Annotated in this window: 30 protein-coding genes; 13 read left to right on the forward strand and 17 right to left on the reverse strand. The window is 69.8% G+C overall.

Annotated elements, in window-relative coordinates; all coding sequences use genetic code 11:
- Positions 1 to 14: 14 nt before the first annotated feature.
- Positions 15 to 1,310, reverse strand: coding sequence for an oxalate/formate MFS antiporter (oxlT, locus tag HNR01_RS14780; RefSeq protein ID WP_026105884.1), 1,296 nt, complete (start codon positions 1,308 to 1,310; stop codon positions 15 to 17).
- A 430-nt stretch (positions 1,311 to 1,740) separates the two neighbouring features.
- Between oxlT and HNR01_RS14785 the strand changes: the two genes are divergently transcribed.
- From HNR01_RS14785 to HNR01_RS14800, 4 genes are all read left to right on the forward strand, one after another.
- Positions 1,741 to 2,193, forward strand: coding sequence for a CBS domain-containing protein (locus HNR01_RS14785; RefSeq protein ID WP_026105885.1), 453 nt, complete (start codon positions 1,741 to 1,743; stop codon positions 2,191 to 2,193).
- A gap of 177 nt (positions 2,194 to 2,370) precedes the next feature.
- Positions 2,371 to 2,652, forward strand: a complete 282-nt coding sequence (locus HNR01_RS14790) for a hypothetical protein (RefSeq protein ID WP_017486862.1) — start codon at positions 2,371 to 2,373, stop codon at positions 2,650 to 2,652.
- Between the two features lie 37 nt (positions 2,653 to 2,689).
- Positions 2,690 to 4,534 carry a DEAD/DEAH box helicase family protein gene (locus HNR01_RS14795; RefSeq protein WP_183668301.1) on the forward strand — a complete coding sequence of 615 codons (1,845 nt, stop codon included), beginning with the start codon at positions 2,690 to 2,692 and terminating at the stop codon, positions 4,532 to 4,534.
- 223 nt (positions 4,535 to 4,757) lie between these two features.
- Positions 4,758 to 4,925 carry a hypothetical protein gene (locus tag HNR01_RS14800; RefSeq protein WP_183668303.1) on the forward strand — a complete coding sequence of 56 codons (168 nt, stop codon included), beginning with the start codon at positions 4,758 to 4,760 and terminating at the stop codon, positions 4,923 to 4,925.
- On the opposite strand, the gene HNR01_RS14805 is transcribed toward HNR01_RS14800, so the two are convergent.
- Both HNR01_RS14805 and frc read right to left on the reverse strand, forming a co-directional pair.
- Entirely contained in the window at positions 4,907 to 5,122 is a 216-nt protein-coding gene (locus HNR01_RS14805; RefSeq protein ID WP_017486865.1) for a hypothetical protein, read from the reverse strand. The genes HNR01_RS14800 and HNR01_RS14805 overlap by 19 nt on opposite strands.
- A 132-nt stretch (positions 5,123 to 5,254) precedes the next feature.
- Complete coding sequence (frc, locus tag HNR01_RS14810) at positions 5,255 to 6,532, reverse strand: formyl-CoA transferase (RefSeq protein WP_017486866.1); 1,278 nt, start codon at positions 6,530 to 6,532, stop codon at positions 5,255 to 5,257.
- A 381-nt stretch (positions 6,533 to 6,913) separates the two neighbouring features.
- On the opposite strand from frc, the gene HNR01_RS14815 reads away from it, so the two are divergent.
- From HNR01_RS14815 to HNR01_RS14830, 4 genes are all read left to right on the forward strand, one after another.
- Positions 6,914 to 7,597 carry a GntR family transcriptional regulator gene (locus HNR01_RS14815; protein WP_017486867.1) on the forward strand — a complete coding sequence of 228 codons (684 nt, stop codon included), beginning with the start codon at positions 6,914 to 6,916 and terminating at the stop codon, positions 7,595 to 7,597.
- A gap of 408 nt (positions 7,598 to 8,005) precedes the next feature.
- Positions 8,006 to 9,100: a glycosyltransferase family 4 protein gene (locus tag HNR01_RS14820; protein WP_017486868.1), complete on the forward strand. Its 1,095-nt coding sequence runs from the start codon at positions 8,006 to 8,008 to the stop codon at positions 9,098 to 9,100.
- Between the two features lie 5 nt (positions 9,101 to 9,105).
- Positions 9,106 to 10,194 carry a glycosyltransferase family 2 protein gene (locus HNR01_RS14825; protein ID WP_183668304.1) on the forward strand — a complete coding sequence of 363 codons (1,089 nt, stop codon included), beginning with the start codon at positions 9,106 to 9,108 and terminating at the stop codon, positions 10,192 to 10,194.
- A gap of 102 nt (positions 10,195 to 10,296) precedes the next feature.
- Positions 10,297 to 11,346, forward strand: coding sequence for a glycosyltransferase (locus tag HNR01_RS14830; protein WP_183668306.1), 1,050 nt, complete (start codon positions 10,297 to 10,299; stop codon positions 11,344 to 11,346).
- Between the two features lie 69 nt (positions 11,347 to 11,415).
- On the opposite strand, the gene HNR01_RS14835 is transcribed toward HNR01_RS14830, so the two are convergent.
- The 4 genes from HNR01_RS14835 to HNR01_RS14850 all read right to left on the reverse strand — a co-directional run bounded on the left by HNR01_RS14835 (position 11,416) and on the right by HNR01_RS14850 (position 12,527).
- Positions 11,416 to 11,703, reverse strand: coding sequence for a hypothetical protein (locus HNR01_RS14835; protein ID WP_017486871.1), 288 nt, complete (start codon positions 11,701 to 11,703; stop codon positions 11,416 to 11,418).
- 38 nt (positions 11,704 to 11,741) lie between these two features.
- Positions 11,742 to 12,050: a hypothetical protein gene (locus tag HNR01_RS14840; RefSeq protein WP_017486872.1), complete on the reverse strand. Its 309-nt coding sequence runs from the start codon at positions 12,048 to 12,050 to the stop codon at positions 11,742 to 11,744.
- A 66-nt stretch (positions 12,051 to 12,116) separates the two neighbouring features.
- Positions 12,117 to 12,344 carry a hypothetical protein gene (locus HNR01_RS14845; protein WP_017486873.1) on the reverse strand — a complete coding sequence of 76 codons (228 nt, stop codon included), beginning with the start codon at positions 12,342 to 12,344 and terminating at the stop codon, positions 12,117 to 12,119.
- A complete protein-coding gene (locus HNR01_RS14850) occupies positions 12,345 to 12,527 on the reverse strand; it encodes a hypothetical protein (protein WP_017486874.1) in 183 nt (60 codons plus the stop codon).
- Between HNR01_RS14850 and HNR01_RS14855 the strand changes: the two genes are divergently transcribed.
- Positions 12,517 to 12,828 (forward strand): hypothetical protein, encoded by a 312-nt coding sequence (locus tag HNR01_RS14855; protein WP_157228220.1) that lies wholly within the window; start codon positions 12,517 to 12,519, stop codon positions 12,826 to 12,828. The genes HNR01_RS14850 and HNR01_RS14855 overlap by 11 nt on opposite strands.
- A gap of 319 nt (positions 12,829 to 13,147) precedes the next feature.
- Here the strand turns inward: HNR01_RS14855 and HNR01_RS14860 are convergent, their stop codons facing one another.
- From HNR01_RS14860 to queD, 4 genes are all read right to left on the reverse strand, one after another.
- Positions 13,148 to 14,011 carry a glycosyltransferase family 2 protein gene (locus HNR01_RS14860; protein ID WP_183668308.1) on the reverse strand — a complete coding sequence of 288 codons (864 nt, stop codon included), beginning with the start codon at positions 14,009 to 14,011 and terminating at the stop codon, positions 13,148 to 13,150.
- Between the two features lie 106 nt (positions 14,012 to 14,117).
- Positions 14,118 to 14,855: a PIG-L deacetylase family protein gene (locus HNR01_RS14865; protein WP_183668311.1), complete on the reverse strand. Its 738-nt coding sequence runs from the start codon at positions 14,853 to 14,855 to the stop codon at positions 14,118 to 14,120.
- Positions 14,856 to 14,865: 10 nt separating this feature from the next.
- On the reverse strand, positions 14,866 to 15,594 hold the full coding sequence (gene queC, locus HNR01_RS14870) for a 7-cyano-7-deazaguanine synthase QueC (RefSeq protein ID WP_183668313.1): 729 nt from the start codon (positions 15,592 to 15,594) through the stop codon (positions 14,866 to 14,868).
- Positions 15,595 to 15,599: 5 nt separating this feature from the next.
- The gene (gene queD, locus HNR01_RS14875) at positions 15,600 to 15,956 is read right to left on the reverse strand and encodes a 6-carboxytetrahydropterin synthase QueD (protein ID WP_026105886.1); all 357 of its coding nucleotides are present in this window, start codon (positions 15,954 to 15,956) and stop codon (positions 15,600 to 15,602) included.
- An 88-nt stretch (positions 15,957 to 16,044) separates the two neighbouring features.
- On the opposite strand from queD, the gene HNR01_RS14880 reads away from it, so the two are divergent.
- Positions 16,045 to 17,004 carry a hypothetical protein gene (locus HNR01_RS14880; protein WP_183668315.1) on the forward strand — a complete coding sequence of 320 codons (960 nt, stop codon included), beginning with the start codon at positions 16,045 to 16,047 and terminating at the stop codon, positions 17,002 to 17,004.
- 57 nt (positions 17,005 to 17,061) lie between these two features.
- On the opposite strand, the gene HNR01_RS14885 is transcribed toward HNR01_RS14880, so the two are convergent.
- Both HNR01_RS14885 and queE read right to left on the reverse strand, forming a co-directional pair.
- Complete coding sequence (locus tag HNR01_RS14885) at positions 17,062 to 17,250, reverse strand: hypothetical protein (RefSeq protein ID WP_157228223.1); 189 nt, start codon at positions 17,248 to 17,250, stop codon at positions 17,062 to 17,064.
- Positions 17,251 to 17,335: 85 nt separating this feature from the next.
- Entirely contained in the window at positions 17,336 to 17,968 is a 633-nt protein-coding gene (queE, locus tag HNR01_RS14890) for a 7-carboxy-7-deazaguanine synthase (RefSeq protein WP_153875801.1), read from the reverse strand.
- A gap of 271 nt (positions 17,969 to 18,239) precedes the next feature.
- Here queE and HNR01_RS14895 point away from each other — a divergent pair, with 271 nt between their 5' ends.
- The 3 genes from HNR01_RS14895 (at position 18,240) to HNR01_RS14905 (ending at position 21,532) form a co-directional block, all read left to right on the forward strand.
- The gene (locus HNR01_RS14895; protein ID WP_183668317.1) at positions 18,240 to 19,745 is read left to right on the forward strand and encodes a D-alanyl-D-alanine carboxypeptidase family protein; all 1,506 of its coding nucleotides are present in this window, start codon (positions 18,240 to 18,242) and stop codon (positions 19,743 to 19,745) included.
- Positions 19,746 to 19,933: 188 nt separating this feature from the next.
- Positions 19,934 to 21,034, forward strand: a complete 1,101-nt coding sequence (locus HNR01_RS14900) for a CobW family GTP-binding protein (RefSeq protein ID WP_183668319.1) — start codon at positions 19,934 to 19,936, stop codon at positions 21,032 to 21,034.
- A 210-nt stretch (positions 21,035 to 21,244) separates the two neighbouring features.
- On the forward strand, positions 21,245 to 21,532 hold the full coding sequence (locus HNR01_RS14905) for a GIY-YIG nuclease family protein (RefSeq protein WP_153875798.1): 288 nt from the start codon (positions 21,245 to 21,247) through the stop codon (positions 21,530 to 21,532).
- Positions 21,533 to 21,611: 79 nt separating this feature from the next.
- Here HNR01_RS14905 and HNR01_RS14910 read toward each other — a convergent pair whose 3' ends face one another.
- From HNR01_RS14910 to HNR01_RS14925, 4 genes are all read right to left on the reverse strand, one after another.
- Positions 21,612 to 21,935 carry an HPr family phosphocarrier protein gene (locus HNR01_RS14910; RefSeq protein ID WP_026105887.1) on the reverse strand — a complete coding sequence of 108 codons (324 nt, stop codon included), beginning with the start codon at positions 21,933 to 21,935 and terminating at the stop codon, positions 21,612 to 21,614.
- Between the two features lie 146 nt (positions 21,936 to 22,081).
- The gene (locus tag HNR01_RS14915) at positions 22,082 to 22,483 is read right to left on the reverse strand and encodes a PTS sugar transporter subunit IIA (RefSeq protein ID WP_003606016.1); all 402 of its coding nucleotides are present in this window, start codon (positions 22,481 to 22,483) and stop codon (positions 22,082 to 22,084) included.
- A gap of 126 nt (positions 22,484 to 22,609) precedes the next feature.
- Complete coding sequence (locus HNR01_RS14920) at positions 22,610 to 23,137, reverse strand: HPr kinase/phosphorylase (RefSeq protein WP_026105888.1); 528 nt, start codon at positions 23,135 to 23,137, stop codon at positions 22,610 to 22,612.
- Positions 23,134 to 24,984: a sensor histidine kinase gene (locus HNR01_RS14925; RefSeq protein ID WP_017486887.1), complete on the reverse strand. Its 1,851-nt coding sequence runs from the start codon at positions 24,982 to 24,984 to the stop codon at positions 23,134 to 23,136. Before HNR01_RS14925 ends, HNR01_RS14920 begins: the two co-directional genes overlap by 4 nt.
- Between the last annotated feature and the right edge of the window lie 23 nt (positions 24,985 to 25,007).

Here is a 25,007-nt window from a genome sequence, read left to right on the forward strand (position 1 = left end):
GGCCGAATAGGGTTTTAGTGCGCCGTGGCCGTCTTCGGCTCGGTCTCCGGCGCCGCCGGTGCGCGGGTGTAGGCATGGCGCATCGGCTTCAGGACGAAGATCGCCATCAGGGCCGCGAGGATGTTGAGCGCGGCCGCCGCCAGGAACACCGCGTGCCAGGAGCCGGTCATGGTGGTCAGGATGCTGGTATACGGCACGATCAGCGCTGCGGTGCCCTTTGCCGTGTAGAGCAGGCCGGCATTGGTGGCGGCATACTTCGAGCCGAAGGTGTCGCCGCAGGTCGCCGGGAACAGCGAGTAGATCTCACCCCAGGCGAAGAACACGAGACCGGTCAGGATCACGAACATGATCGGGTCGTGGCCGAACTGGCTCAGCATGTAGATGCCCACGCCCTCGATGCCGAAGGAGAGGAACATCGTGTTCTCGCGGCCGATATGGTCGGAGATCCAGCCGAAGAGCGGGCGGGTCACGCCGTTGAGCACCCGGTCGATGGTGGCGGCGAAGGTCAGCGCCGGCAGGGTGATGCCGAAGAGGCTGACCGGTACGTCGGCGATGTGGAAGTCCTTGGCGATGGGCCCGAGCTGAGCGGTCGCCATCAGGCCGCCCGCAGCCATCATCACGAACATCGCGTACATCACCCAGAAGATCGGGGTGCGCACCATCTCGCCCGGCGAGAAGTCGCGCCGGCTCTGACTGACGCGGGCGATCTCGGGCACCTGACCCTTCTTCGGCGCCACCAGGAACAGGGCGATCAGCATCACGATCAGACCCTGGCCGAGGCCGAACCAGAGGAAGGCCGATTCGTAGCCGTAATGGTGGATCACCGCCTGGATCGGCACCACGGTGAGCGCCGAGCCCGCGCCGAAGCCCATCGCGGTGAGGCCTGCGGCGAGGCCGCGTCGGTCGGGAAACCACTTGAGCGAGTTGCCGACGCAGGTGCCGTAGACCGCGCCCGCTCCGGTGCCGCCGATGACGGCGCCGACGTAGAGCAGAGTGAGCGAGTCGGCGTAGGCGTTGATCACCCAGGCAAGCCCGCACATCAGGCCGCCGGCCAGCGTCACGACCCGCGGGCCGTACTTGTCAACGAACCAGCCCTCGATCGGGACAAGCCACGTCTCGGTCACGACGAAGAGAGTGAAGGCGACTTGGATCGCAGCGCGGTCCCAGCCGTGCCGCTCTTGGATCGGGTTGACGAAGAACGTCCACCCGTACTGCATGTTGGCGATCATGCACATGCAGATGATGCCGAACAGCAATTGCAGCCAGCGGTTCGCCGGTGGTGGAACCGGCGTTGTCGAAGATTGGGTCATGGACGTCTCTCCAGTTTACGCTCGATTTTCCGAGCATTTTGTTCAGCTTAGACTCAAAATTGATCTACGTATAAATCTGAATATTGGAAGTATCTGCAATGAACCGACGCGGACACACGGTCAGCGCTCCAATATTTCGATAATACCCACGGAACCTTCCGGGTGACACCTCCGCCGATTGGCCTTGCCGAACCCTGGACGATATGCCTGTCAGATCGAAGGCTGGGCGCTGCAACGGGCCCGGATCGATCGCGGGGCCCGGCGCGACGCGTGTCGCTCCAGGGCTTGAAGATCCGGTGGCTCGATCATGCCAGCCGCTCCGGACGGGGCGGCACCATAATTCAAAACGCAGGATTGACAATAGGTATGTTGTATACCAGCCTGCGTTCCAAGGCGGCCCCGTCGAGAGGCATGCCGATGGAGGAGCGCCGTGTTTCGAACGATGCGCCGTGCGCCGGACGCCTCGGGCGTCCGCACCATCCATAGAGACCGTTCAGTGGCCGAGGCGGCGCAACTCCTTGCCCAATCGGAGACGGGCGCCCTTGTCGTCGTCGAGGGCGAGGCCGACGAGACGGTGACCGGCCTTCTCACCCAGCGCGACATCTTCCGTGCCGTGGCGGCCGAGGGGCCGGAGGTCTACAACCGCAGCGTCTGGCTCATCACCGACCACGATTTCCCCGCCGTCGATATCGGGGCCTCGGCTCAGGAGCGCCTGAAGACCTTCTGTGAACGGAAGGTCGATCACATCGCCCTCATGGAATCCTGCCGCATCAGCGCAATCCTCAGCATCTGGGACTGTGCGGGCCAGGATCTCGGCCGAGACACCCGCCAAGACATCGGCCAGGCGCAGGCGGCAACCCCACTGGCGTCACCGCATCCGTGAAGGCAAACAGATCCGCCTCAGCGCACGATCGTTCCCGCAACCGGGGCTGCGCGCGGCGCGTCGTGGCTGTGGACCGCGTCCAACGGAGCGGACACAGCGCATCGGGCGTTGTGCGAGAATGAACCGGAACCGGTCGGACGATATCTCCGAGAAAAGGCGCCCGTGATGGAAAACCCAATGAAACATTTGACCGTCGTCGAGTGCCCGATCGTCTTCCCGGGCGAGAATGAATTCGGTGCGTCGAGCATCGACATGCTGCCGCGCCTCGGCATCGCCGGCGGGCTGGAGAGCCGTCACATCCGCGTCTTGGACGAGCGCATCATCGCGGTGTGCATCTGGCGCAGCTCGTTCTGTGCCAAGCTGTTCTTCGACGCCGCGTGGCACGAGCGGGCGACGACCCTCTGGGGCGAGGCGTACCAGATCCGGTTCGAGGCGATCGAGAACGCCTCCGCCGCCTGATCGGGGCGGGCCGTTCGCAACGAGGAGGGCCAGCGCGATGGACACTGCCGCGCCGGCCCTCGCCGACACCTCACTCGCCGCCGGGCCCGAGGACGCGGCGGACCCGCCGGCCTTCCATGCCTGGAACCCGGGGCTCGAACCCGGATTGCCGCGGGCGATGCGCCCGCTGGCCACGCTGTTCCGGCCCGAGAACGTCTCCCTCGGCTATCCCGAGATCCTTGAGCTCGCCGACCTCAGCGGCCTGCCGGCGACCCAGATCGCCCCCTTTCGCCCCGAGCGCCTCGTCGTCCACGAGGTGCTGATCCGGGTGATGGCCGACATCTCGGTCCCGGTCGGCGAAGTCTACGCCGATCTCGGCCTGAACTTCCGCCGGATCGTCGCTACCCTCCTGCGCGAGGGCGTGGCGCATCGCCTCGACGCCGTCACCGCGACGTATGACGCCGTCCGCGCCGAAGCCGATGCGCTCCTCGACCGCGAGCTGACGGCGCTGCTCGACGCGACGTCCGCACCGGCGCCCGAGCCGGCATCGGGCTGGATGCGGCGGCTGGTCCGGCTCGGCGCGCGCGAGCGGCCATCTCCCCGGATCGCCCCCGGCTCCGGCGATGGCCAAGCCGATCTTCTCGCGCGTCTCGACGCGCGGTGCGCCGCCGCCGGCGAAGCGGACACCCTGGAGAGCGCGGTCCGCGAGGCCCTGCGCACGGTGTTCGGCCACGTCATCGCCCGGCAGGGCATGCTGATCCGCGACCGCGCGCTGCTGCGACGGCTCGCCGGGATCCTCGTCACCAACCGCTGTGGCAGCGACCGGATCGGCGCGCTGATCGCCCCCTGGATCGACGCCGTCGCCGAGGCCGAGGGCTACCATCGCCCGGCGCCCCAGGCGCAGCCGGTGGTGATGACCGTCAAGGGCGCCTCGGCCTCGGGCAAGAGCACGATCCGGCCCTACCAGCGCGGCCTCGCCGGGCGGATCGGCGCCTGCTGGCAGGATTTCGCCGTCATCACACCCGACGTCTGGCGCAAGTTCCTGCTCGATTACGACAGCCTGGGCGCCGCCCGTCGCTATGCCGGACCGCTGACCGGGCACGAAGTCGAGATCGTCGATGCCAAGCTCGACCGCTACATCACCCGCAAGGCAGCGAATGGCCGCCTCTCGCACCTGCTGATCGACCGCTTCCGCTTCGACAGCTTCTCGACGGAGGCCGACGGCGCCGGCCAGCTCCTGACCCGGTTCGGTCACCGGGTCTACCTGCAGTTCATGGTCACGCCGCCCGAGGAAACCGTGGAGCGGGCCTGGAAGCGGGGCGAGGAGTTCGGGCGCTACAAGGCGGTCGAGGATCTGCTCGCGCACAATGTCGAGGCCTATACCGGCATGCCGCGGCTGTTCTTCACCTGGGCCCTGCGCCGAGACCGCCCGGTCTTCTTCGAGTTCCTCGACAACAGCGTGCCCAAGGGCGCCCGCCCGCTCACCATCGCCTTCGGCACGAACGACACCATGACCATCCTCGACGCCAGAGCCCTGCTGGCGATCGAGCGCTATCGGCGGATCGACATCAGCGCCCGCAGTCCGGCGGACGTCTACCGCGGCGTCGCTGACGCGCCGGAGGCGGGCTTCCTGCGGGAAGTGCTGCGGCGGCTCGCCGTGGTGCGCTTCGCCGAGCGGGGGACGGGACGGGTCTTCGCGCGCTTCGAGCGGGGTCGCCTGACCGGCTTGGATCAAGCGGCGCTTGCTGCCGCGCTCACCGATCCCGAAACGGCGCAGGCTCTCGCGGCTGCCGGGCTGCCGGCGCAGACCGATACCATATCGCCGCTCGACGAGAACCTCTGTCCGACCGAGACATCGACTCTCGGCGCCTGGGGTGGGGAGACCGGTCAGGTGACCGCCTGAGCGCAACTCACCGCGCGTCGCGACATCCAACGATGCCTGTCACACGTCTCATCCAATTGGAAATTGAAGACCCGTCGCTGCCGGACCAGATCGTCAGGGCCTCCACGTGCGCGTGACGCATGCCTGAATCTGGTATTTTGTACTTCATATTCCAAAAAGGCAGGACTATTCCTGGTGCACTGCACCATGGCCCGCGCCGAAGCAGATATCATCGGAGGTCATCATGCTCGCCACTTGGCTCGCCGCGCTGCTGTTTTTCGGCGCCCTGCAGGCGTTGCTCGTCGTCAGGCTCGCTGATCGCCTGACCGTCTCCAACGCTGCTCAGGATCCCCAGTCCGTGCATGACCCCGAAAGACCGCAGACCGCCAACCGCTACGCCCGCGCAGCCTGAGCGACATCGAAGGCTTCAGCCGGAGCAGCGTTGGCGACGACTGGCCAATCGAAGACGCCTCGATCGCTTGCCGGCCCGGTGAGACGCGCTTGCACGCGCGGTGTCGCGTCGAGGAAGGCCTGCAATTCGGCCTCGGAAACGTGCCCGAACGCCTCCACGAGATAGGCCAGAGCGTCGTCCAGAGCGTTCTCGGTCATCGCCGCATCCTCCGGATTCCGATCCGAAGGGCGATTGCTCCCCTGAACGGAATGGCGTCTTGGTATCTGGCATACCAAGCGCCCGAAAATCAAGGTCCGACCGCTTCGCGAAGGGAGAAATAAGACCGACCGCTACTCCGCGGCGATGCGGTGGACGCCGCCGACGGCGCCCGAGCCGAGAATGTCGCCGATCTCGGCATCCGTGCAGCCGAGCACCTCGCGCAGGATCTCGTCGGTGTGCTCACCGAGCAGCGGCGCGCGGGTGACCTCCGTCGGGCTCGCCGACAACTTGATCGGATTGCCGACGGTCAGATAGGCACCCCGGGTCGGATGCTCGACCTCGACCACCGTCCCGTTGGCCCGCAGCATCGGATCCTCGGCGATCTCCTTCATCGACAGGATCGGCCCGCACGGGATCTCGTAGGCGTTGAGAATTTCCATCGCCTCGAACTTGTCGTGCTTCATCGTCCAGGCTTCGATGCGGGTGAAGATCTCGTTGAGATGCGGCAGGCGGGCCTTCGGCGTGGCGTAGGCCGGGTCGGTCTTCCAGTCCGGCTCGCCGATGATGTCGCAGATCGGCCCCCACACCGCCCCCTGCGTGATGAAGTAGATGTAGGCGTTGGGATCCTGCTCCCAGCCCTTGCACTTGAGGATGCGGCCGGGCTGGCCGCCGCCGGAATCGTTGCCGGCCCGCGGCACCGCTTCGCCGAAGGGGACGCCTTCGCCGTACTGGCTGTATTCCATGAGCGGGCCGTGGCCGAGGCGCTGCTGGTCACGCAGCTTCACCCGGCAGAGATTCAGCACCCCGTCCTGCATGGCGCAATCGACCCGCTGTCCCTGGCCGGTCTGGGTGCGCTGATAGAGCGCCGTGACGATGCCGAGCGCGAGGTGCAGGCCGGTGCCGGAATCGCCGATCTGCGCCCCGGAGACCATCGGAAGGCCGTCGCGCCAACCGGTGGTGGAGGCGGCCCCTCCGACGCATTGGGCGACGTTCTCGTAAACCTTGCAGTCTTGGTAGCGGCCCGGGCCGAAGCCTTTCACGGAAGCCAGGATCAGCCCGGGATTGGCCGCCTGCAACCGCTCCCAGGTCAGCCCCATGCGGTCGAGCGCGCCGGGGGCGAAGTTCTCGACCAGGACGTCGCACTCGGCGATCAAGCGCCAGAGGATGGCATTGCCCTTCGGGTTCTTGGCGTCGAGGGTGATCGAACGCTTATTGTGGTTCAGCATCGTGAAGTAGAGGCTGTCCACGCCGGGCAGATCCTGCAGTTGCTGGCGTGTCGCATCGCCCGCCCCCGGCCGCTCGACCTTGATCACGTCGGCGCCGAACCAGGCCAACAATTGGGTGCAGGTCGGCCCCGACTGGACGTGGGTGAAGTCGAGGATCCGAACGCCGTCGAGCGCCTTGCCCATCGCAGGTCTCCTCCCCAGGAGAGTAGCCTCAAGTTCGCACGATGCCGGGCCATGGCGTCGACCGGCACGCGCCTTCGGGAAGCCGGGTCGGTCTTTCACGCAGTGCGGACGGGGCACATCCAAGGAAGGCTGCCCTGCGCACAGCGAATGCCGAAGGTCTCGACTTCAAGGTTTCTTTCTGGCATACCAGATGCCAGACGTCAACGTTTGTGAGCTTTCCGCAGGACAACTGCGTGGACTCGTGAGCGAATTCCAGAGGCATAAGCCGGACGCATGGGTGCAGCCGGCTTGTCTTCCCAGAGGCGAGGCGCCATGCTCGAACGGCTCGATGCCCCATCTCCGGCTGCGCATCCACATCGGCATCAAGGTCGATCCGAAGCGATGGAAAATCTCTCGATCAAGCCAATCGTCCCGGCGACGAGCCTGCGGACGCTGGCCTACGAGGCCCTGAAGTCCGCCATCACCAACATGGACATCTACGGCCAGTCCGGAGATGTGCGGCTCGATGAGCGCGGCCTGTCGCAGACGCTCGGCGTGAGCCGCACACCGATCCGCGAGGCTCTGACGGTGCTGGAGCAGGAAGGCTTCGTGCGCAACGAGCCCCGGCGCGGGGTGTTCGTCGTCAAGAAGACGAAGCGCGAGATCGTCGGCATGATCCAGGCCTGGGCGGCACTAGAGAGCATGGCGGCACGGCTCGCCTGCACCGCCGCCACGGACGAGGACCTCGCCTGTCTGCGCCGCTCCTTCCCCGAATTCTTCGACGGAAAGCCCTACGAGCATCTCGGCGAGTACTCGGAAGCCAATATCCGCTTCCACCAGAAGATCATCTCCCTGGGCCACAGCGAGGTGATCAAGGATCTGACCAGCAACCTGCTCATGCACGTGCGCGGCATCCGCAACACGGCGCTCCGCCAGGGCGACCGTGCCTCCAAGTCGATCGAGGAGCACGTGCATATCATCGAGGCGCTGGAGGCCCGCGATGCGGAGCGCGCCGAACGCCTCGTGCGCGACCACGGCCTCGGGCTGGCCGACCACGTCCAGCGCTACGGCGACCACCTCGACTGACCGCCCGGCCAGCGCGCTGCGGCGCGCAAGCCGTTGACCGCCGTCCGAATGCCGCCGCGTGATCTCGCCGCGGATGGTCGCGATGATGGGCGGCTGCCCTCTTCCCATCCCGCCCAGCCCTCTAACGGATGCGTCCGGAAGCGCGACGCCCGCCGAACGAGGACTGGCGCGAAGACGCGAACGTCCTGTCGTTCGCCCCCTCCTCCGCCAAGACCTCCGCCAAGACTTTGCCTCTCCGAGCCGTGACGCGCGGCGCAGTGGTCGGCTGCGACACATTTAATCCTCCCTTCTCGGTTTCCTGAAGGGTTCGTTCATCGGGCGTTCCTAGAGCACGGGCGATGGTGTGGGCGAAAGCCTAGCCGTTGGACTGCCTCAAGTCCTCCACGCCGCCGACTTCGGACAACGCCCTTGAAGATCGCCGTCATCGCCCATCTCAAGTTCCCGATCGGACAGCCCTATCTGGGTGGCCTCGAGATGCACACGCATCACTTGGCCGGCGCGCTGCGGGCGCGGGGCCATCGGGTCACCCTGTTCGCATCCGAGGGCTCCGACCCGGCACTGGTGCCCAATCCCGTCTGTCCGCCGACCGGTGACGCCCTGGGCGATCCGGTGGCGTGCGAGCGGATCGAGCGAGCGGAACACGCGGCCTACGAGCGCATCATGGAGGCGGTCGCCCACGGCGGCTTCGACATCGTGCACAACAACAGCCTGCACGACCTGCCGCTGCGCGCGAGCCACACGCTCCCCGTGCCGATGACGACGGCGCTGCACACGCCGCCCTTCGAATCGCTGGCCGAGGGCGTGCGCGCGGCCAAGCCCGGCATGATCTTCGCCGCCGTCTCACCCTCGCTGGCGCAGGAATGGCAGGCGCTCGTGCCGGATGCCCGCATCATCGGCAACGGTATCGACCTCTCGACCTTCACCTTCAGCCCCTTCGCCGAACCGGCCGCCTACGTGTTCTGGAGCGGACGGATCGTGCCGGAGAAGGGCACGCATCTGGCGATCGATGCGGCGCGCCAGGCCGGAATGCGCCTGCGCTTCGCCGGTCCGAAGCCGAATCCGCGCTACTGGGACGAGTGGATCGCCCCGCGGCTCGGGAAGGATGTCACCTATGTCGGCCATCTCTCCCACCGTGAACTGGCGCGCCAGCTGGGCGGCGCGCGGGCGGCCATCGTCTCGCCGCGCTGGGAGGAGCCGTTCGGTCTCGTCGTCGCCGAGGCCCTGGCCTGCGGCACGCCGGTCGCCGCCTTCGGCCGCGGCGCGATTCCCGACATCGTCGATCGCCTCTCGGGCGCGCTCGCCCCGGCCGACGATGTGGCGGCCCTTGCCCGCGCGATCGAGCGGGCCGTTACCCTCGACCGCCGCGCCTGCCGCCGCCGGGCCGAGGCGCTCTACGACGCCGACGTGATGACCGACGGCTACGAGGAACTCTACCGCGAGGTTCTGGCCGGAGCGCCGGCCAACAGCGCCCGCACCGCCGTCTTCGAACGCCCGGCGGCCTGAACGCCATGCCCGCGCCCTCCCGCCCGGCGGTCGTATGCATCCCGGCCCGCAACGAGGCTGAGCGCCTGCCGCGCCTGCTGCGGGCGCTCGCCGCGCAGGACGGTTTTTCGGTCGATGCGCCGCTGAAGGTCGTGATCGTCAGCAACAACTGCACCGACGGGACGGTCGAGGCGGTGCGTGCCCTCGATGCTTCGGGTGCGCTCGACACCCTGGCGCTGCGCCTGATCGAGGCGACCTTCGCCGCCGCCGAGGCCCATGTCGGCACCGCCCGCCGCCGCGCCCTCGATGCGGGTGCCGATTGGCTTGAGCGCGAGGGAGCGCCCGAGGGCGTCCTGCTCACCACCGATGCCGATGCGCGGCTCTCTCCCGGCTGGGTCACGGCGAACCTTCGCGCCCTGGAGACGGCCGAGATCGTCGGCGGCCGACTGGTGATCGACGATGAGGGCGCCACCGATCCCGCGCTCGCCGCCTTCCACGCGCGGGTCGAGCGCTACTGGGCGGGCGTGCGGGCTCTCGAAGATGCGCTCGATCCCCCGCCCCACGATCCGGCGCCGCGCCACGGCGACCACACGGGGGGAAGCCTCGCGCTCCGGGCCTCGCTCTACCGCGCGGTGGGCGGCCTGCCCCCCCTGCCCCGCGGCGAGGACAACGCCTTGGTCGGCGCCGTCCAGCGTGCGGGCGGTCGCCTGCGCCACTGCCCCGACGTGTCGGTGCTCGTCTCCGCCCGCACCGCCGGGCGCGCCGAGGGCGGCATGGCGACCGAGATGCTGCGCCGCGCTCGGGTCGTGCGCGCGGGCGAGGCCTACCGGCTGCCGGTGGCGTCCCACTGGGAACGGGTCATCCTGCGCCGGGCCGCTCTGCGCCGCGCCTATCGCGAGGGTGCCGCGCCCGCCGCCCTGCAGACGCTCGGGCTCGATGCGGAGGACCTCGCCGCCATCGATCTCGCGGCCTGCCCCAACGACATCGCCTTCGTGGAGCGCGCCCATGCGCGCCTGGAGACGCGGGACGGCCCCGCCCCGGAATGCGGCCTCGACGAGGCTCTGGCGGCGCTCGACGCTTCCCTCGCGGCTCTGCGGCGCGACCGGGCAGCGTGAGGCCGGCCTGAATTCGGCATGAAGCTGGCGAGAAAGCCGGCGATAGGGTCAGGCTGTCGTTGAGGCGGCCCAACCTCGCGCCGCATTGTTCCTGGATCGCGCATGACTCGTCCGGTCGGCTACTACGTCCATCACCAAGGGGCCGGGCACCTCCAGCGGGCGATCGCGCTGGCGCGCGCGCTCGAGGCCCTCGGGCGCCCCTGCACGCTGATGGGCAGCTTCAACGGCCTCGACACTTCGGGCGCGCCCGGCCCCGTTCTCGATCTGCCCGACGATCGCCTGGACCGGAGCTTCGACGGGCAAGACGGTGCGGATCAGCGCCCCGAATGCTTCCACTACGTGCCGCTGAACCATCCCGGCATCCGCGCGCGGATGGGCCGGATCGCGGCCTGGGCGGCGGAGCACGATCCGGCGCTGATCGTCGTCGACGTCTCGGCGGAGGTGGCGCTGCTCGCCCGCCTCCTGTCGGTCCCGAGTCTCGTCGTGCGCCTGTCCGGGACCCGCACCGACCAGCCGCATCTGGAAGCCTTCCGGGCCGCCTCGCGCCTGCTCGCGCCGTTCCCCGAAGCGCTCGACGGCGGCGACGTGCCGGCTTGGGTGCGCGAAAAAACCCTCTACGGCGGCTTTCTCGGCGACGCGACGGCGCGGCTCGCGTCCGAGGAGGACGGACGCATCGTCGTGGTGTTCGGCCGCGGCGGCGAGGGCGGGCGGCTGGAGGCGCTGATCGAGGCCGCCCGAGCGGTGCCGGACCGCGCCTGGCACGTGCTCGGACCGGTCACCGGCACGGGGTCGCCACCGGACAACCTGAACCTGCACGGCTGGGTCACGGATGTGCGCCCGCATCTCGCCCCCGCCTCCCTCGTGGTCGGGGGTGCGGGCGACGGACTCGTCACCGCAGTGGCGGCCCTGGGCAAGCGTTTCCTGTGCCTGCCCGAGCCGCGCGCCTACGACGAGCAGGAGGCCAAGGCGCAGGCGCTGGAGCGACTCGGTGCGGCGGTGGTCCATCGCGGTTGGCCGGAACCGGCGGCGTGGCCGCAACTCGCCGCCGCCGGCCTCAGCCTCGATCCGGAAATCGTCCGGCGCCTCGCCGAGCCCGATGCGCTCGCGCGCACCGCCGACGCCATCGAGGCGCTTTGCCGGGCGGCGGACTGACCGGCGTTCACGCCGGAGGCTTGCTCGGGTCGACCCATGCCGCCCGAGCCACACCCCGCTGAGGCGTACTCACTTGTCGTTCGTCGTCCCCGGTGAGGTCTCCCGCCCCGTCGTGCCGGGCCCCGAGGCGCCGTGCGTCTTCGGCTTGTCGGACAGCACGCCGGCGCCATCGCGGGTGATGCCGCCGCTGCCCGGATTCGGATCGCTGCTCCTGGCCGTGCCGGTCTGATCGTTGACGCCGGCATTGCCGAAGCTGCCGGCGCGGCCCGCGCCGCCGCCCGTCTCCTGGGCGGCAGCCGGCAGGGGTGTGAGGATCGCGACGCCGAGCGTCACCGCGGCGAGCCATCGTCCGTTCATCGCGATCCTCCTCATCTTGGCCTGACCAGGCGCGCCGGTCAGCGCTTGGGCGAAAAAGTCGGATCGCTGATGCGTCGCAGGTTTTCGGATGGTGTCTCCGCCTCGGTGGCCTCCACCGACTCGACACTTCCGCCCGCGATCGAGTCGCGCCGGTCGAAGCCGGAGGCGGTGCGCGCCACCTGTGCCTCCCAGCTCGGATCCTCCTGCAGGGCGCGCTGGAGGTCGGCGGGGCGGGCGACGTCGAGCGGGCTGTCCTGCCCCAAATCCTGCCCGTTGCGGTCGGCGTTGGCGTTGAAGTCACGCAGGGAATCCCGATCGGACTCGTGCTGGCCGCGGCTCTTGTCCATGGCGTATCTCCTGATGCGGAAGCGGCTCAAGCCGCTCGATGTCGGCCTCCGGCCTGGGCGCCGTCCTCAGTGGGAGCGGTCGGTGCGGTCGGGGGCGTGGCCCATGGTGCTGTGGCGGTGGTGCGCGTCGCGCTCGCCACCGCCTCCGGACACGCCGGATTTGGCATGGTTGGTCGGGCTTCCCGGCGCCGGACCGTGATCGGGCTCGACGTAGGGCTTCGAACGGTCCTGATGGCTGCTGCCCGGCCCGCCGTGATGGCGGTTGGCGTTCGGGTGCTTCGAGGACGTGCTCATTCAGCGATCCTGCTGGTGGCCTTGATGGGTGGTGTTGACCTTCGAATTGCCAGACTGGCCGATCTTGTCCGGGTCCTTCGTCTGCGAGGAAGCCTGCCCCTGAACGGTGGCGGTCTCAGGCGCGCTTCCCGGGCCCTTGTCGGATCGGTTGGCCGGCGGAACGGGCGGGGGCTTGGTGCTCATCGAAACTCCGGGGCTCGATTGTCGGAGGCTATGCCTGAAGAACCGGCCGATCCCCGAAGAGTTCGAACCGATCTCTAAAACTTTTCAATCGAGCTTCCGGCAAATCACCGGTCCTTGCGCTGATCCACCAGGGACAGGCGCGGCAATTGCGATGCACCACGGCGGCGCCGGACGCGGCAATGCTTTGCGTCTCGGACGAATTTGCTTGGAAGAAGCGGCGGTCCCGGACGATCGTTACCTTCAAAACTTTCAGACCATGCGCGGCGGCGAGCCTGCTCCCACATTACCTGATCTGGCGTGAACCGCAGCCCGGCCCGGTCGGTTTCGCCACCAAGCCAGGCGACACGATCATCGGCTTGCGGATGGAGGCGAGGATGGAAGCGGCGCGAAACGGCGAAGACCGGGCGGAGGGGCTTGCCGGCGCGAGCGTCGCCGGCCGTTCCGGTGATCCGAGCCTGAGCAGCCCCGACCATGCGGAGGCCGGCGACCGCAGCCTGACGGGCGGGATATCACCTCGGCCGGGCGCGGCGAGCGGAAAGGCCGGGGAGCGCGAGGCGGGCGGGACGGAACCGGCCGACCCGCCGTCCAGCGGCCGATGAGGCTCTCGCTCGGCTCTTGTCTCAGAACGGCCGATCCGCCGGCACGCGGGCGGCGGCGATCTCGTCCGGGCTCGGGCCGCGTAGGAGGGTGATGTCGGGCTCGCGGCGCTCTTCGATCAGGCCGAGCCGGGCGAAAGCATCGAGCCAGCCGTCCATCGGCCAGAGCCCGTGCCGGGCGCGGAAGCGGCGGGCGTTGCGGACGATGTCGGCGAAGTGCTGCAGCGGCGGATCGCAGGAGAGATGATGCTGATGGAAGGCCGGCGGTACCCCCGCCAGCAGCACCGGCACGCCGATCTCCGCGGCGCGGAAGGCGAGATCGGTGTCCTCGGCGCCGTATCCGTCGTAGCCCTCGTCGAAGCCGCCGAGCCGATCGTAGGTCGTGGCCCGCACCGCGAAGGCGAGGGACCAGAACAGGCCGGGATTCTTCGTCTCCCGCACGCCGCCGTCCGGAAAGTCGCGGGCCGGATGGAGGATGCCGGCCTGCAGGAGATCGGCCTCCCGCCAGCGGTCGCGGACGGCGCCGGCGGGCAGGTAGCGGATCGGACCGCACACGAGGCCGTCATGGGCCGCCGCTGCCGCGGCGAGCGCCGGAACGAGGCCGGCGGAGGGAATGCAATCGACGTCGAGGAAGACGAGGATGTCACCGGACGCGGCCGCCCGGCCGGCATTGCGCGCGGCGGCGAGTGGCAGGCCGGCGCTCGGGAACGCGATCCGCCGCAGCGGGAAGCACGTCTCCGGCAGCGGCTCCGGAGCGGCTCCCATCTCGACCACGACGCACTCGGTCGTGGCCTCGCCCGGGGCGGTCCCGCGGGCGAGCCCCTCGATCAGGCGCGCGAGGTGGGCATCGCGGCCCTTGTTGAGCGTGACGACGCTGGTGGTGCTCACGGGGTTTCCAGTCCGGGCCAAGCTGTGCGGTCGCGCCCGTCCTGCCAGCCCCAACCTGAAACGCCGATGAAGAGGAGCGATCGAAGGGGAGCAGCGCAAAGAGGGTTCAGCGCAGGGCGATGTACCATTCGTGCGGGCCGCAGAGCCGGTCGATCATCGCCGGCTCCAACTGGAAGCCGGAGGGATCGTCCTCGATCAGGCCGGAGACCTGCGAGGCGTGCGCCTCCACCGCCCGGCGCTTGGCCGCGCGCTCGCCCTCCACGGCGAGGCGAAACCCCTCCGGAGCCGGCCCGACCTCGCGCTCCGGCGGCAGGGTCCAGCCCCAGACCGGGTAGGCATAGGCGGCGATGCCGGGGAGCCGGGCGCGAGCGAGATCGGTGATGGCGGCGGACGCGGTGTGGTCGCAATGTGGATCGTACCGCCACGTCACGAACAGGGCGCTCGCCCCGGCCTCACGGGCGATCGCGGCGATCCGATCCGCCGCCGCCTCGGCGTCCGCGCCCTCGCTCGGAACGCCGCCGTCGGGCAGGCGCAGGAAGTGGAGATGCTCGGAGCCGAGCCCGAGTTCGGCCATGGCCTGCACGGTCTCGGCCTCGCGCAGATCCCGCAGGCGGTCGTGCGGATAGGCCTTGGAGTTCGGGTGCGAGCCGCAGCCGTTGCTGACGATGACGACGCGCACGGCGCGCCCCTCGCTCACGGCCTGCGCGATCAGCCCGCCGCAGCCGAGACTCTCGTCGTCCGGGTGCGGCGCGACCACGACGAGGCCGCCCGCGTTCGGCACCAGGGTGGCGAGAGGGGCGACGGGCAAGGCCTTCACGACCTCGAGAAAGGCGTCGGCACGCATGGGAAGCCTCCTATTCCGCTCGCGCCGCGAGATAGCGCGAAAACCCCTTGGCGCGCAGGACGCAGGCCGGGCAGGCGCCGCAGCCGTAGCCCCAATCGTGGCGCGTACCCCGCTCGCCGAGATAGCAGGTGTGGCTCTCCTCGACGACGAGATCCACGAGGGCGCGCCCGCCGAGGCTCTCCGCGAGCGCCCAGGTCTGCGCCTTGTCGATCCACATCAGCGGCGTGTGCAGCACGAAGCGGCGCTCCATCCCGAGATTGAGCGCGACCTGCAGCGCCTTGATCGTGTCGTCGCGGCAATCCGGATAGCCCGAGTAGTCGGTCTCGCACATGCCGCCGACGACGTGGCGCAGGCCCCGGCGGTAGGCGAGCGCGGCGGCGAAGGTGAGGAAGATGAGGTTACGGCCCGGCACGAAGGTGTTGGGCAGCCCGTCTTTGGCCAGCGCGATCGCGCTGTCGCGGGTCAGCGCCGTATCCGAGATCTCGCCGAGCGCCGCGAGGGGGAGCGTGTGATCCGGCCCAAGCCGCCCGGCCCAAACCGGATCGAGGGCGCTCAATCCCTGCCGCAACGCGGCGCGCCGGTCGAGTTCGACCCGGTGGCGCTGGCCGTAATCGAAGCCGAGCGTCTCGACATGCGGGAACCGGTGGAGCGCCCAGGCAAGGCAGGTCGCCGAATCCTGGCCGCCGGAGAACAGCACCAGGGCGCCATCTCCCTGCTCCGCTGCGCCTGTCTCCGGCATGGCCGTCAATCGCCCTCGTACTCGGCCCAGGAATAGGGCGTCTCGAAGATCCGCACGCTGGCGAGCCCTGGAATCAGGGGCTTGGCGCGATGCCAGATCCAGGCCGCGATGTGCTCGGCGGTCGGGTTCTCCAGCCCCTCGATCTCGTTGAGGCAATGGTGGTCGAGCCGCTCCAGGAGCGGCGCGAAGGCGCTCTCGATGTCGTAGAAATCGACCACCCAGCCCGTCGTCGGATCGACATCGCCCGCCACCGTCAGTTCCACGCGGTAGGAATGCCCGTGCATGCGGTGGCAGCGGTGGGTCTCGGGCACGTTCGGCAGGCGGTGGGCCGCCTCGAAGGTGAAGGCCTGGGTGATCTTCATCGCGTGATCTTCACGGGGTCTGGAACGGTCCCGCCGCGGAAGCCGCGGCGGGTTGACGGCGGCCGGCGGGCGCACCGAGATCGTGGATATGTCACTGCCTCCGACGAAATGCACCCTCTATCCGGTCTTCGCCGCCGCGAGCCCGCGCGCGGTGATCTACCGGCGCGGCCCCTCGAACCAGACCTGCCTCATCGCCTGGGACCGCACGGAGGATTCGTTCGAGGTCGGGCAATGGTTCAAGGGCACGGTGAAGCCGTCCTGGGGCGGGCTGTCGCCGGACGGCGAATGGCTCGTGAGCTTTCTCGGCAAGTACAGGGGGCCGTTCGCGACCTGGACGGTGCTCTCGCGACCGCCCTTCCTCACCGCCGTCGCGCTCTGGCCGAAGGGCGACACCTGGGCCGGCGGCGGGTTCTTCCTGTCGGACGACACGCTCGTCCTGACCCATGGCGAGGGCCCCTACGACCTCGCCCCCGGCCTTCCCCCGCCGCCCGGCCTCACGGTGCTGCCGTTCACCCGCGCGAACGCGCCGGTGGTGACGGCGCGGGCGCAATCCGGCCCGGCGGCGAGCCGCTGGCGGCCGGATCCTGCCGTCGAGGGCGGCTGGATCCTCGACGCCCCCGCGGGCGCGCCTTCGAGCCACGCCTTCATCCGGGCGGTCAGCGCGTACACGGCCGACCCGCTCCGGTCGCTGCCCGAGAGCGTGCGCCACAGCCTGTGCGCCGGCGGCCCGCCGGTGCCGCTGCAGGTCGCCGGCTGGGCCGCCTTCGACCGCAACGGCGACCTCCTGTTCTCGCAGGAAGGCGGGCTGTTCCGCCTCGACGCGGACCGGCTCGGCGGCATCGGCTCGACGGAAGAGCTCCTCGCCCGCGCCCGCTGCCTCGCCGACTTCTCCGACCTGCGCTTCCGGCCGCTCGCCGCCCCCTACGCCGCGCCGACGCCTGGGGCGGAGGACGGCTTCGCCCCGATCCTCGACCGGGTGAGCCGCGAGGACCGGCACCGGCGCCGGCAGGTCCGCAAGACCCGCGAGCGGGTCGGCCGGTCCGGCTGACGGACGTGCCGGCTCAGCGGCGGCTCGGACGCAGCGGAGGGCAGAAGAGGCCCGGCTTCATGCCGACTTCGCGGGCGCGCTGCGCGATGGGGCCAGCCCTCCCAGCAGGGAAGCGAACGGCGAGTCCGGCCTCTCGACGCTGTCGAGTGTCCGCCCGATCCGCCGTCCCTGCCACCAGAACTCGGCGACGGGCAGGGCGAGAAGCGTGAGCAGGCCCCAGGTCGCAAGGTCTCGGCCGAGGATCATGCCCAAGTCCTCGGGCCGATCGTTGCCGGTGCGGCGCGCAAAGGAGATCAAGGACCGTGACGAACGCACCGCCGACACCCGTCCGCTACGGGATGCCGATGATCTTGTGCGTCTGCAGCGAGAGCCGCCAGCGGGCATCCGACCGGCAATAGGCCACCGCCCTCGCGGTGTTGGCGGCGGCCTCCGGCCCGTCCATCGGCTGGAGGAAGTGGTGGCGGAAGGGCAGATCGGCGAAGTGCTCGGGGGGCGCCTCCGCCTGCGGGAAGACGAGCTTCAACTCGTCGCCCGTGGTCTGGACCAGCGGATTCCCCGCCTTCGGGCTGACGCAGATCCAGTCGATGCCGGGCGGGGCGGGGAGCGTGCCGTTCGTTTCCACCGCGATCTCGAAGCCGCGGGCATGGACGGCGGCGATCAGGGACGCGTCGAGCTGGAGCAGGGGTTCGCCCCCGGTGAACACGACGTAGCGGTTGGCCGCGCCCCCGGCCCAGGTCGCGGCGATGGCCTCCGCCAGGACTTCGGCGGACGCGAAACGTCCGCCGCCCTCGCCGTCCATGCCGACGAAATCGGTGTCGCAGAAGCGGCAGGCGGCGCCCGCCCGGTCCTCCTCGCGGCCGGACCAGAGATTGCAGCCGGAAAAGCGGCAGAACACCGCCGCGCGTCCGGCCTGGGCCCCCTCGCCCTGCAATGTGTGGAACAGTTCCTTGACCGCGTAGGACATCGTCGCGCTTTTTTGCCAGGGCTTGCCCTTACCCCCGGGAGCCTCGGAAGACCAAGCGCGGCACGATTTCCGGGAACGCAACCCGGATCGGCAGCTTAACCGTGGGCAAAACCCTTTGGTCTGCCATGCTCTCGCCACGGAGGGCACGTTGATGAACGGGTCTCCTCGATCCGACGCTTTCCGGACGCATCCCTCACGAACGTCCGGGGCCGGCAACGGAATTCCTGCTCCGCGGCGTCCCGCGCCCTCACACCCTTTCGAGATTGGCCCGATGGTGAACCGTGTTTGGGGACGGCTGATCGGCTCGCTCACCGCGCTCGGCTTGATGGTCGGGGCGGCCTCGGCGGTGACGGCGCCGATCCTCGTCGTCGACGCCGAATCCGGCAAGGTGCTCTACAGCCAGGGCGCGACCGACCCCTGGTATCCGGCCTCGATCACCAAGCTGATGACGGCCTACGTCGCCCTCGACATGGTGCGCCAGGGCAAGGTCTCCCTCGACACCCTGCTGACGATCTCGCCGGCGGCGGCGGCCGAGCCGCCCTCGAAGATGGGCTTCAAGCCCGGCACGCAGATCACCCTCGACAACGCCCTCAAGATCATCATGGTCAAGTCGGCCAACGACGTGTCCTGGGCGATCGGCGAAGGGCTCGGCGGCTCCGTCGAGGGCTTCGCCGACATGATGAACGAGACCGCGCACCGGATCGGCATGCGCGAGAGCCGCTGGTACAATCCCAACGGCCTGCCCGAACCGCGGCAATGGACGAGCGCCCGCGACATGGCGATCCTCGCCCGCGCGCTGATGCGGGACTTCCCCAATCAGCAGGGCCTGTTCTCGATCTCGGCGATCCAGTACGGCAAGGCGGTGATGGCCAACCATAACGGCCTGCTCGGACGCTATCCCGGCGCCGACGGCATGAAGACCGGCTTCATCTGCTCGGGCGGCTTCAACGTGGTGGCGACCGCGACCCGCGGCGGCCGACGCATCATCGCCGTGGTGATGGGCCAGCCGAGCGCCCGCGAGCGCGACATCAAGGCCGCCGACCTGTTCGACTACGGCTTCGGCCAGTCGGCGGGCTGGACCGCGCCGACGCTGGAATCGCTGCCGGCCTCCAACGTCGCCGCCCCGCCGGACATGCGGCCCTACATCTGCGACAAGCGCAAGCCGATGCCGGTGGACGAGGGCCCCGGCGCCCTGACGGCGAGCGGCCCCGGTGCCAACAGCGCCGCGACGCAGCTCTTGGGCTCGATCACGCCCGACGCCTCCAACCTCGCCTTCGCCGCCCTCGGCAACGCCAATGTCCGCGGGCGCACCCTGCCGCCGCGGGCGCCGCTCCAGCCGATCCCGGTCTGGATCGGCAGCAGCCCGACCGAGGGCGCGATGGCGCTGGCCCGCGAGGAGCAGGAGGCGCAGGCCGCCAAGCAGGCGGCCAAGCAGGCGGCGCTCGAAGCGGCCCAGCGCAAGCGCGCCGAGGCCAAGGCCGCCAAGGACGCGGCCAGAGAGGCCGCCAAGCAGGCCGCTTCGGAGAAGGCCGCCAAGGCCCGCGCCGCCGCCGTGACGGCGCCGAAGGCGGCCACGAAGACCGCCGGCAAGGACAAGGGCGTGCCGGCCGCGACCAGCGCCTACACCTCGGTCGAGGTCGCACCCAAGGCGTCGGCCAAAGAGGCCTCCAAGCCGGCCGCGAAGCCGGCTCACAAGCCGGCCGCCAAGAAGCCCGAGGCGAAGCCCGCCGCCAAGAAGGCGGACAAGCCGACCAAGGCGAAGAACGACGAGTCGTGAGGGGTTTTCGCGGGCATCCGGCACCGTCATATCGGGGCCGAGACACGCTGCGACATCCGACCCCCCGCCCTTCCCGCCCGTGATCGTGCGGGGAGAGGGCTTCATGGCCTTCTGACCGAGGCATGAAGCCGGACGCCCTCCGGGGGTGAGGCGCTCGCGGCGCATTCGACTTCGAAAGCTGTCGCGCCATGACCCAATCCGAAAAGCCCGGCCGCCCCGAGCCGATCCCGCTCACCGTGCTCACCGGCTTTCTCGGCGCGGGCAAAACCACGCTGCTGAACCGCCTCCTCGCCGACCCGGCGCTGGCCGACACGGTGGTGATCGTCAACGAGTTCGGCGAGGTCGGTCTCGACCACCTGCTGATCGAGACGGTGGACGAGGGGATGATCCTGCTCGGTGCGGGATGCCTGTGCTGCACCGTGCGCGGCGACCTGATCTCGACGCTCGAAGATCTGCTGCGCCGCCGCGACAACGGCCGAATCAACCCGTTCCGACGGGTCGTGATCGAGACCACGGGGCTGGCCGACCCGGCGCCGATCCTGCACGCGCTGATCTACCACCCCTATCTCGCCATCCGCTTCCAGCTGCAGGGGGTGGTGACGGTGGTCGACGCGGTCAACGGCGCCGCCACTCTCGACGCGCACGGCGAAGCCCTGCGGCAAGCGGCGGTGGCCGACCATCTCGTGGTGACCAAGGCCGACCTGCCCGGCGCCGAGGCGGAGGCACTCACCCGGCGGCTCGCCGCCCTCAATCCCGGCGCGCAGATCCACGGGCCCGACGTGCCGCCCGAGCGCCTGCTCGGCGGCCTGTTCGGCCTCGACGGCCGGGGGACGAGCAAGAGCGAGGATGTGCGGGCGTGGCTCGGCGCCGAGGAGCCGGATCACCACCATGGCCCCCATCATCACGACGTGAACCGGCACGACGCGGCGATCCGCGCCTTCCACCTCATCAGCGACGCGCCGGTGCCGCGCCCTGCCTTCGAGATGTTCCTGGATCTGCTGCGCTCGGCGCACGGACCGAAGCTCCTGCGCCTCAAGGGCCTCGTGGCGCTCGCCGACGACCCCGAGCGGCCGGTCGTGGTGCACGGAGTACAGCACGTCGTCCACGCGCCGGAGACGCTGCCGGCCTGGCCCGATGCGGACCACCGCTCGCGGCTGGTGCTGATCGTGCGCGACCTCGACCCGGCCTTCGTCCGCCGGATCTGGGACGCCTTCCTCGGCAAGCCCGCGCCGGACACACCGGACCGGGCGGCGCTGACCGAGAACCCGTTGGCAATTCCGGGCGGGTAGAATGCGTTCGCGCAAGCGAGAAGGCTGTCACGACGCGGCAGCCTCTTCCCGCTCTCGTCGCGCCCTGGATTGCTTCGGCTCCGCCTCGCAATGACGGCGAGGGCGATTCACATCGTCATTGCGAGCGAAGCGAAGCAATCCAGGGCGCGACATCCACAGATTGTATCGCTACGATCAAAGCGGGAACGGCTTGGCCCCGAGGCGCGATCGATGCGGCAGCCTGTCGTCTACATCATGGCGAGTGCCCGCAACGGGACGCTCTACACCGGCGTCACTTCGAACCTTCCGCGCCGTGCCTACGAACATCGAGCCAAGCTGACGGAAGGCTTCACAGCCCGCTACGGCTGCAAGCTTCTGGTCTGGTACGAGCCGCACGAAACAATGATCGAGGCCATTTCGCGCGAGAAGCAGATCAAGGCTGGCTCACGAAGCAGGAAGCTGGCCCTGATCGAACGACTCAATCCCGATTGGCGCGATCTTTATCCCGATCTCGCCTGATATCCTGCACGTGCGTCGGGCCAATGTCGCGCCCTGGATCGATCGCGCCGAACCTCGCGATGCCGGGAGAGATGAAAGACTACTCGTCCTCGCCGAACCTGTCGGCGAGCAGCGCCTCGATCGCGTCGAGGGCGGCGCCCGCATCGTCGCCGACGGCGACGACGGCGATCGTGGTGCCCTTGGCCGCGCCCAGCGTCAGCAGGCCCATGATCGAGCGCCCGCCGACGGTCTCGCCGCCGCGGGTCACCGTCACGCCCGCGGCGAAGCGCTCCACCGTCTGGACGAACTTGGCCGAGGCGCGGGCGTGCAGGCCGCGGCGATTGATGATCGGCAGGATCCGGACGAGACCGCCCTCCGGCACCTCCGGCTGCGGCTCGACCTCGCCGTCCACGCTCTCGCTCATCGCCTCCGGCACTCCCTTCCCCCGCCGCTTCCATGCCGGTCGCGGCGCGTCGGGGCGCGCCGTTCCGGATGCGGGACGACGTGGTTAAGCCGGGAGCAGGGCGAAGGAAAGGCGGTGCGGCGGAGAGATCGAACTGCGGGCCCGCGTTACTTGCCCGCGAGAACCCGCGAGGCGACGTTGATGTACTTGCGGCCCGCCTCTTGCGCGTGGAGCACGGCGTCGCCGAGGCTCTCGGCCTCGCGCACGCTGGCGAGCTTGATCAGCATCGGCAGATTGATCCCGGCGACCACCTCGACCTGGCCGCCGTTCATACACGACAGGGCGAGGTTCGACGGGGTGCCGCCGAACATGTCGGTGAGAACCACGACGCCCTGACCGGAGTTGACCCGGCCGACGGCGGACATGATGTCGCCGCGACGCAGCTCCATATCGTCCTCCGGGCCGATCGTGATCGTCTCGACCTGCTTCTGAGGGCCGACGACATGCTCCAGGGCGGCCTTGAACTCGGTCGCCAACAGCCCGTGGGTGACGAGCACCATTCCAATCATCGAAGCGTGTTCCAACGCCCTGTGAGCGGAGACGCCATCTTGTGCAGCGCAAGGTGAAGCGCAAGCGGGTCGCGTCGCTTTTGACGAACGCAACGTCGCTACCATGACATGGAGGTGGCAGCCGCGCTACACATCGCGGACGCCGCCGGGCACGAGAGCCGCCGGGTGCGTCCGCATTGCCACGCCGGCTCGAAGCGCCTCGCGAATCAGGTATTCGCGGGGATGGCGCGGATCAAGGACGAGGCGCGGGAGTGCGACGCCGAGGACCAGCGCCGTCTCCGCCGTCTCGGGCAGGCGCTCGGCCTCCGCCACGAGATCGACCACGAGGCGGAGCACCGCGGCCGGCGCGTGGCGCGCGAGGCGGCGAGGCCCCAGGCCGCGGATCTCGATCAGGCCGGCGAGCGCCGGGTGTGGCCGGGCGACGAGGCGGCCGTGATGCGGCTCCAGCCGGATCCGGTCGTCGCCGACGAGGCGGGCATGGCGGCCTTCGAGGAAGAAGCGGTCGAGAAGCGCGAGGCAGAGGGCGGACTTGCCCGATCCGGACGGCCCGCGGATCAGCACCCCGGCCTCGTCGAGGAGCACGCAGCTCGCGTGGACCGTCTCCCCTCTCGGCTCTCCCCCGGACGCGCCCTTTCCGCTACCCTCCCCGCTCATGCGGCGAGGTCGTCCTCGCCGTAGCGGTCGGCCCGGGGGGCCACGGGCAGGCGCACGATGAAGCGGGCGCCGCGCACCGTCGGATGCCCCTCCTCGTCGGCCGGGCCGGGGCGGTTCTCGGCGCGGATCGTGCCGTGATGGGCCTGGATGATCTGCCGCGAAATCGACAGGCCGAGACCCGAATTCTGGCCGAAGCCCTGTTCCGGCCGGTCGGTGTAAAAGCGCTCGAAGATCCGCTCCAGGGCATGTTCGGGAATGCCCGGCCCCTCGTCCTCGACCACGAACTCGACCTCGTTCTTGAGGCGGCGCAGCGCCACCCGCACCTTGGCGCCCGGCGGCGAGAAGGAGCGGGCGTTGTCGAGCAGGTTGTTGACGACCTGCCCGAGACGGCTGTCGTGGCCGATGATGCGGAACGGATCCTCAATCTCGGCGCCGGGCCGCTCGATGTCGAACTGGATCACCGCCGCGTTGGCGCGCCGCCGCTCGTTGGCGACCGAGGTCACGGTGGTGAGGAGCTTGCCGAGGTCGACCCGGCGCGCCTCGGCGCGGGCGAGTTCCGCATCGAGGCGGGAGGCGTCGGAGATGTCCGAGATCAGACGGTCGAGGCGCTTCACATCGTGCTGGATGATCTGCATCAGCCGGCTGCGCGACTCGTCGGTCTTGGCCAGCGGCAGGGTCTCGACCGCGCTGCGCAGGGAGGTCAGCGGGTTCTTCAACTCGTGGCTGACATCGGCGGCGAAGCTCTCGATGGCGTCGAGCCGGCGGTAGAGCGCCTGGGTCATGTCGCGCAGCGCGCCCGACAGGTGGCCGATCTCGTCGGTGCGGCCCGTGAAGTCGGGAATCTCCTGGCGTGACTTGATGCCCCGGCGCACCCGCTCGGCGGCGTCGGCGAGCCGGCGCACCGGCCCGGCGATGGCGCCCGCGAGCAGGATCGACAGAACCAGCATCACCGCGGCCGCGACGAGGAAGACCTGGAGCAGGCCAAAGCGCTCGGAGGCGATCACCCGGTCGATGTCGCCCCCCTGCGTCGAGACCATCAGCACGCCGCGCACCGAGCCGGCCCGCTGGATCGGCACCGCCACCGAGACGATGGTCTCGCCGCGCTCGTTGCGCCGGGAGATGGTGCCGCGCGAGCCCTTGAGCGCCGCCTGGACCTCACGGAAGGCGCGCCCGTCCTGCGGCCCCGCCTCCTCCTGGGCCGAGCGCTCGCTGACGACGAGGCCGAGGATGCGGTTGCCGATGAAGTCCCAGATCCGCTCCAGCACGTTGGGCTTCGGGGGCTTCACCGCCGTGTCGCTGCGGGCGATGTCGCCGCGGGCGTAGAGCGAGCGGGTGTCGAACAGCAGGCTGCCCTCGCGGTCGTAGACCCGGGCGCGGTTGCCGGTGGGGGTCACGAGGCGGCGCAGCAGGGGCGCGACCTTCTCGGGGTTGAGCGAGAAGGCGAGCGAGGCGGGGTCATCCTCGAAGTCGCGGCCCTCGCCGGCCTGCTGCTGCAGCAGCTTGTCGGGATCGACCCGGATCGTGTCGGTGTCGACGGAAGCCTGGGCGGCGATGGCGCCGGCGATGATGTCGCCCTGGATCAGCAGGCTCTGCACCCGGGCCTGGATCAGCCCCTGGCGGAACTGGTTCAGGTAGAGGAAGCCGAACAGGAGAACGATCAGCCCGACGAGGTTGAGCACCACGATGCGGCGCGTCAGGCTCGACGAGGCGCGCTGGCCGACCGCGTTCCAGAGGTCGCGCGGCCAGGTCAGCGGCGGGCGGGTGAGGGAGCCGACGAGACGCGCGAGGAGGCCGGGGCGTGCCTGGGCCTCATCGGAATCGGGCTGGCGGGACAGGGGGGCGAGCATCGACGGACGGGATCTCCCGGAAA

Source organism: Methylorubrum rhodesianum, from assembly GCF_014199985.1.
In the GTDB taxonomy this organism is placed as follows: Bacteria; Pseudomonadota; Alphaproteobacteria; order Rhizobiales; family Beijerinckiaceae; genus Methylobacterium; species Methylobacterium rhodesianum.

Bases quoted from the DNA above. Each gene is read 5' to 3' on its own strand.
- oxlT (WP_026105884.1), bottom strand. From the start codon at position 1,310: ATGACCCAATCTTCGACAACGCCGGTTCCACCACCGGCGAACCGCTGG.
- HNR01_RS14790 (WP_017486862.1), top strand. From the start codon at position 2,371: ATGAAACATTTGACCGTCGTCGAGTGCCCGATCGTCTTCCCGGGCGAG.
- HNR01_RS14795 (WP_183668301.1), top strand. From the start codon at position 2,690: ATGGACACTGCCGCGCCGGCCCTCGCCGACACCTCACTCGCCGCCGGG.
- HNR01_RS14800 (WP_183668303.1), top strand. From the start codon at position 4,758: ATGCTCGCCACTTGGCTCGCCGCGCTGCTGTTTTTCGGCGCCCTGCAG.
- HNR01_RS14805 (WP_017486865.1), bottom strand. From the start codon at position 5,122: ATGACCGAGAACGCTCTGGACGACGCTCTGGCCTATCTCGTGGAGGCG.
- frc (WP_017486866.1), bottom strand. From the start codon at position 6,532: ATGGGCAAGGCGCTCGACGGCGTTCGGATCCTCGACTTCACCCACGTC.
- HNR01_RS14815 (WP_017486867.1), top strand. From the start codon at position 6,914: ATGGAAAATCTCTCGATCAAGCCAATCGTCCCGGCGACGAGCCTGCGG.
- HNR01_RS14825 (WP_183668304.1), top strand. From the start codon at position 9,106: ATGCCCGCGCCCTCCCGCCCGGCGGTCGTATGCATCCCGGCCCGCAAC.
- HNR01_RS14830 (WP_183668306.1), top strand. From the start codon at position 10,297: ATGACTCGTCCGGTCGGCTACTACGTCCATCACCAAGGGGCCGGGCAC.
- HNR01_RS14835 (WP_017486871.1), bottom strand. From the start codon at position 11,703: ATGAACGGACGATGGCTCGCCGCGGTGACGCTCGGCGTCGCGATCCTC.
- HNR01_RS14840 (WP_017486872.1), bottom strand. From the start codon at position 12,050: ATGGACAAGAGCCGCGGCCAGCACGAGTCCGATCGGGATTCCCTGCGT.
- HNR01_RS14845 (WP_017486873.1), bottom strand. From the start codon at position 12,344: ATGAGCACGTCCTCGAAGCACCCGAACGCCAACCGCCATCACGGCGGG.
- HNR01_RS14850 (WP_017486874.1), bottom strand. From the start codon at position 12,527: ATGAGCACCAAGCCCCCGCCCGTTCCGCCGGCCAACCGATCCGACAAG.
- HNR01_RS14865 (WP_183668311.1), bottom strand. From the start codon at position 14,855: ATGCGTGCCGACGCCTTTCTCGAGGTCGTGAAGGCCTTGCCCGTCGCC.
- queC (WP_183668313.1), bottom strand. From the start codon at position 15,594: ATGCCGGAGACAGGCGCAGCGGAGCAGGGAGATGGCGCCCTGGTGCTG.
- queD (WP_026105886.1), bottom strand. From the start codon at position 15,956: ATGAAGATCACCCAGGCCTTCACCTTCGAGGCGGCCCACCGCCTGCCG.
- HNR01_RS14880 (WP_183668315.1), top strand. From the start codon at position 16,045: ATGTCACTGCCTCCGACGAAATGCACCCTCTATCCGGTCTTCGCCGCC.
- HNR01_RS14885 (WP_157228223.1), bottom strand. From the start codon at position 17,250: ATGATCCTCGGCCGAGACCTTGCGACCTGGGGCCTGCTCACGCTTCTC.
- queE (WP_153875801.1), bottom strand. From the start codon at position 17,968: ATGTCCTACGCGGTCAAGGAACTGTTCCACACATTGCAGGGCGAGGGG.
- HNR01_RS14895 (WP_183668317.1), top strand. From the start codon at position 18,240: ATGGTGAACCGTGTTTGGGGACGGCTGATCGGCTCGCTCACCGCGCTC.
- HNR01_RS14900 (WP_183668319.1), top strand. From the start codon at position 19,934: ATGACCCAATCCGAAAAGCCCGGCCGCCCCGAGCCGATCCCGCTCACC.
- HNR01_RS14905 (WP_153875798.1), top strand. From the start codon at position 21,245: ATGCGGCAGCCTGTCGTCTACATCATGGCGAGTGCCCGCAACGGGACG.
- HNR01_RS14910 (WP_026105887.1), bottom strand. From the start codon at position 21,935: ATGAGCGAGAGCGTGGACGGCGAGGTCGAGCCGCAGCCGGAGGTGCCG.
- HNR01_RS14915 (WP_003606016.1), bottom strand. From the start codon at position 22,483: ATGATTGGAATGGTGCTCGTCACCCACGGGCTGTTGGCGACCGAGTTC.
- HNR01_RS14920 (WP_026105888.1), bottom strand. From the start codon at position 23,137: ATGAGCGGGGAGGGTAGCGGAAAGGGCGCGTCCGGGGGAGAGCCGAGA.
- HNR01_RS14925 (WP_017486887.1), bottom strand. From the start codon at position 24,984: ATGCTCGCCCCCCTGTCCCGCCAGCCCGATTCCGATGAGGCCCAGGCA.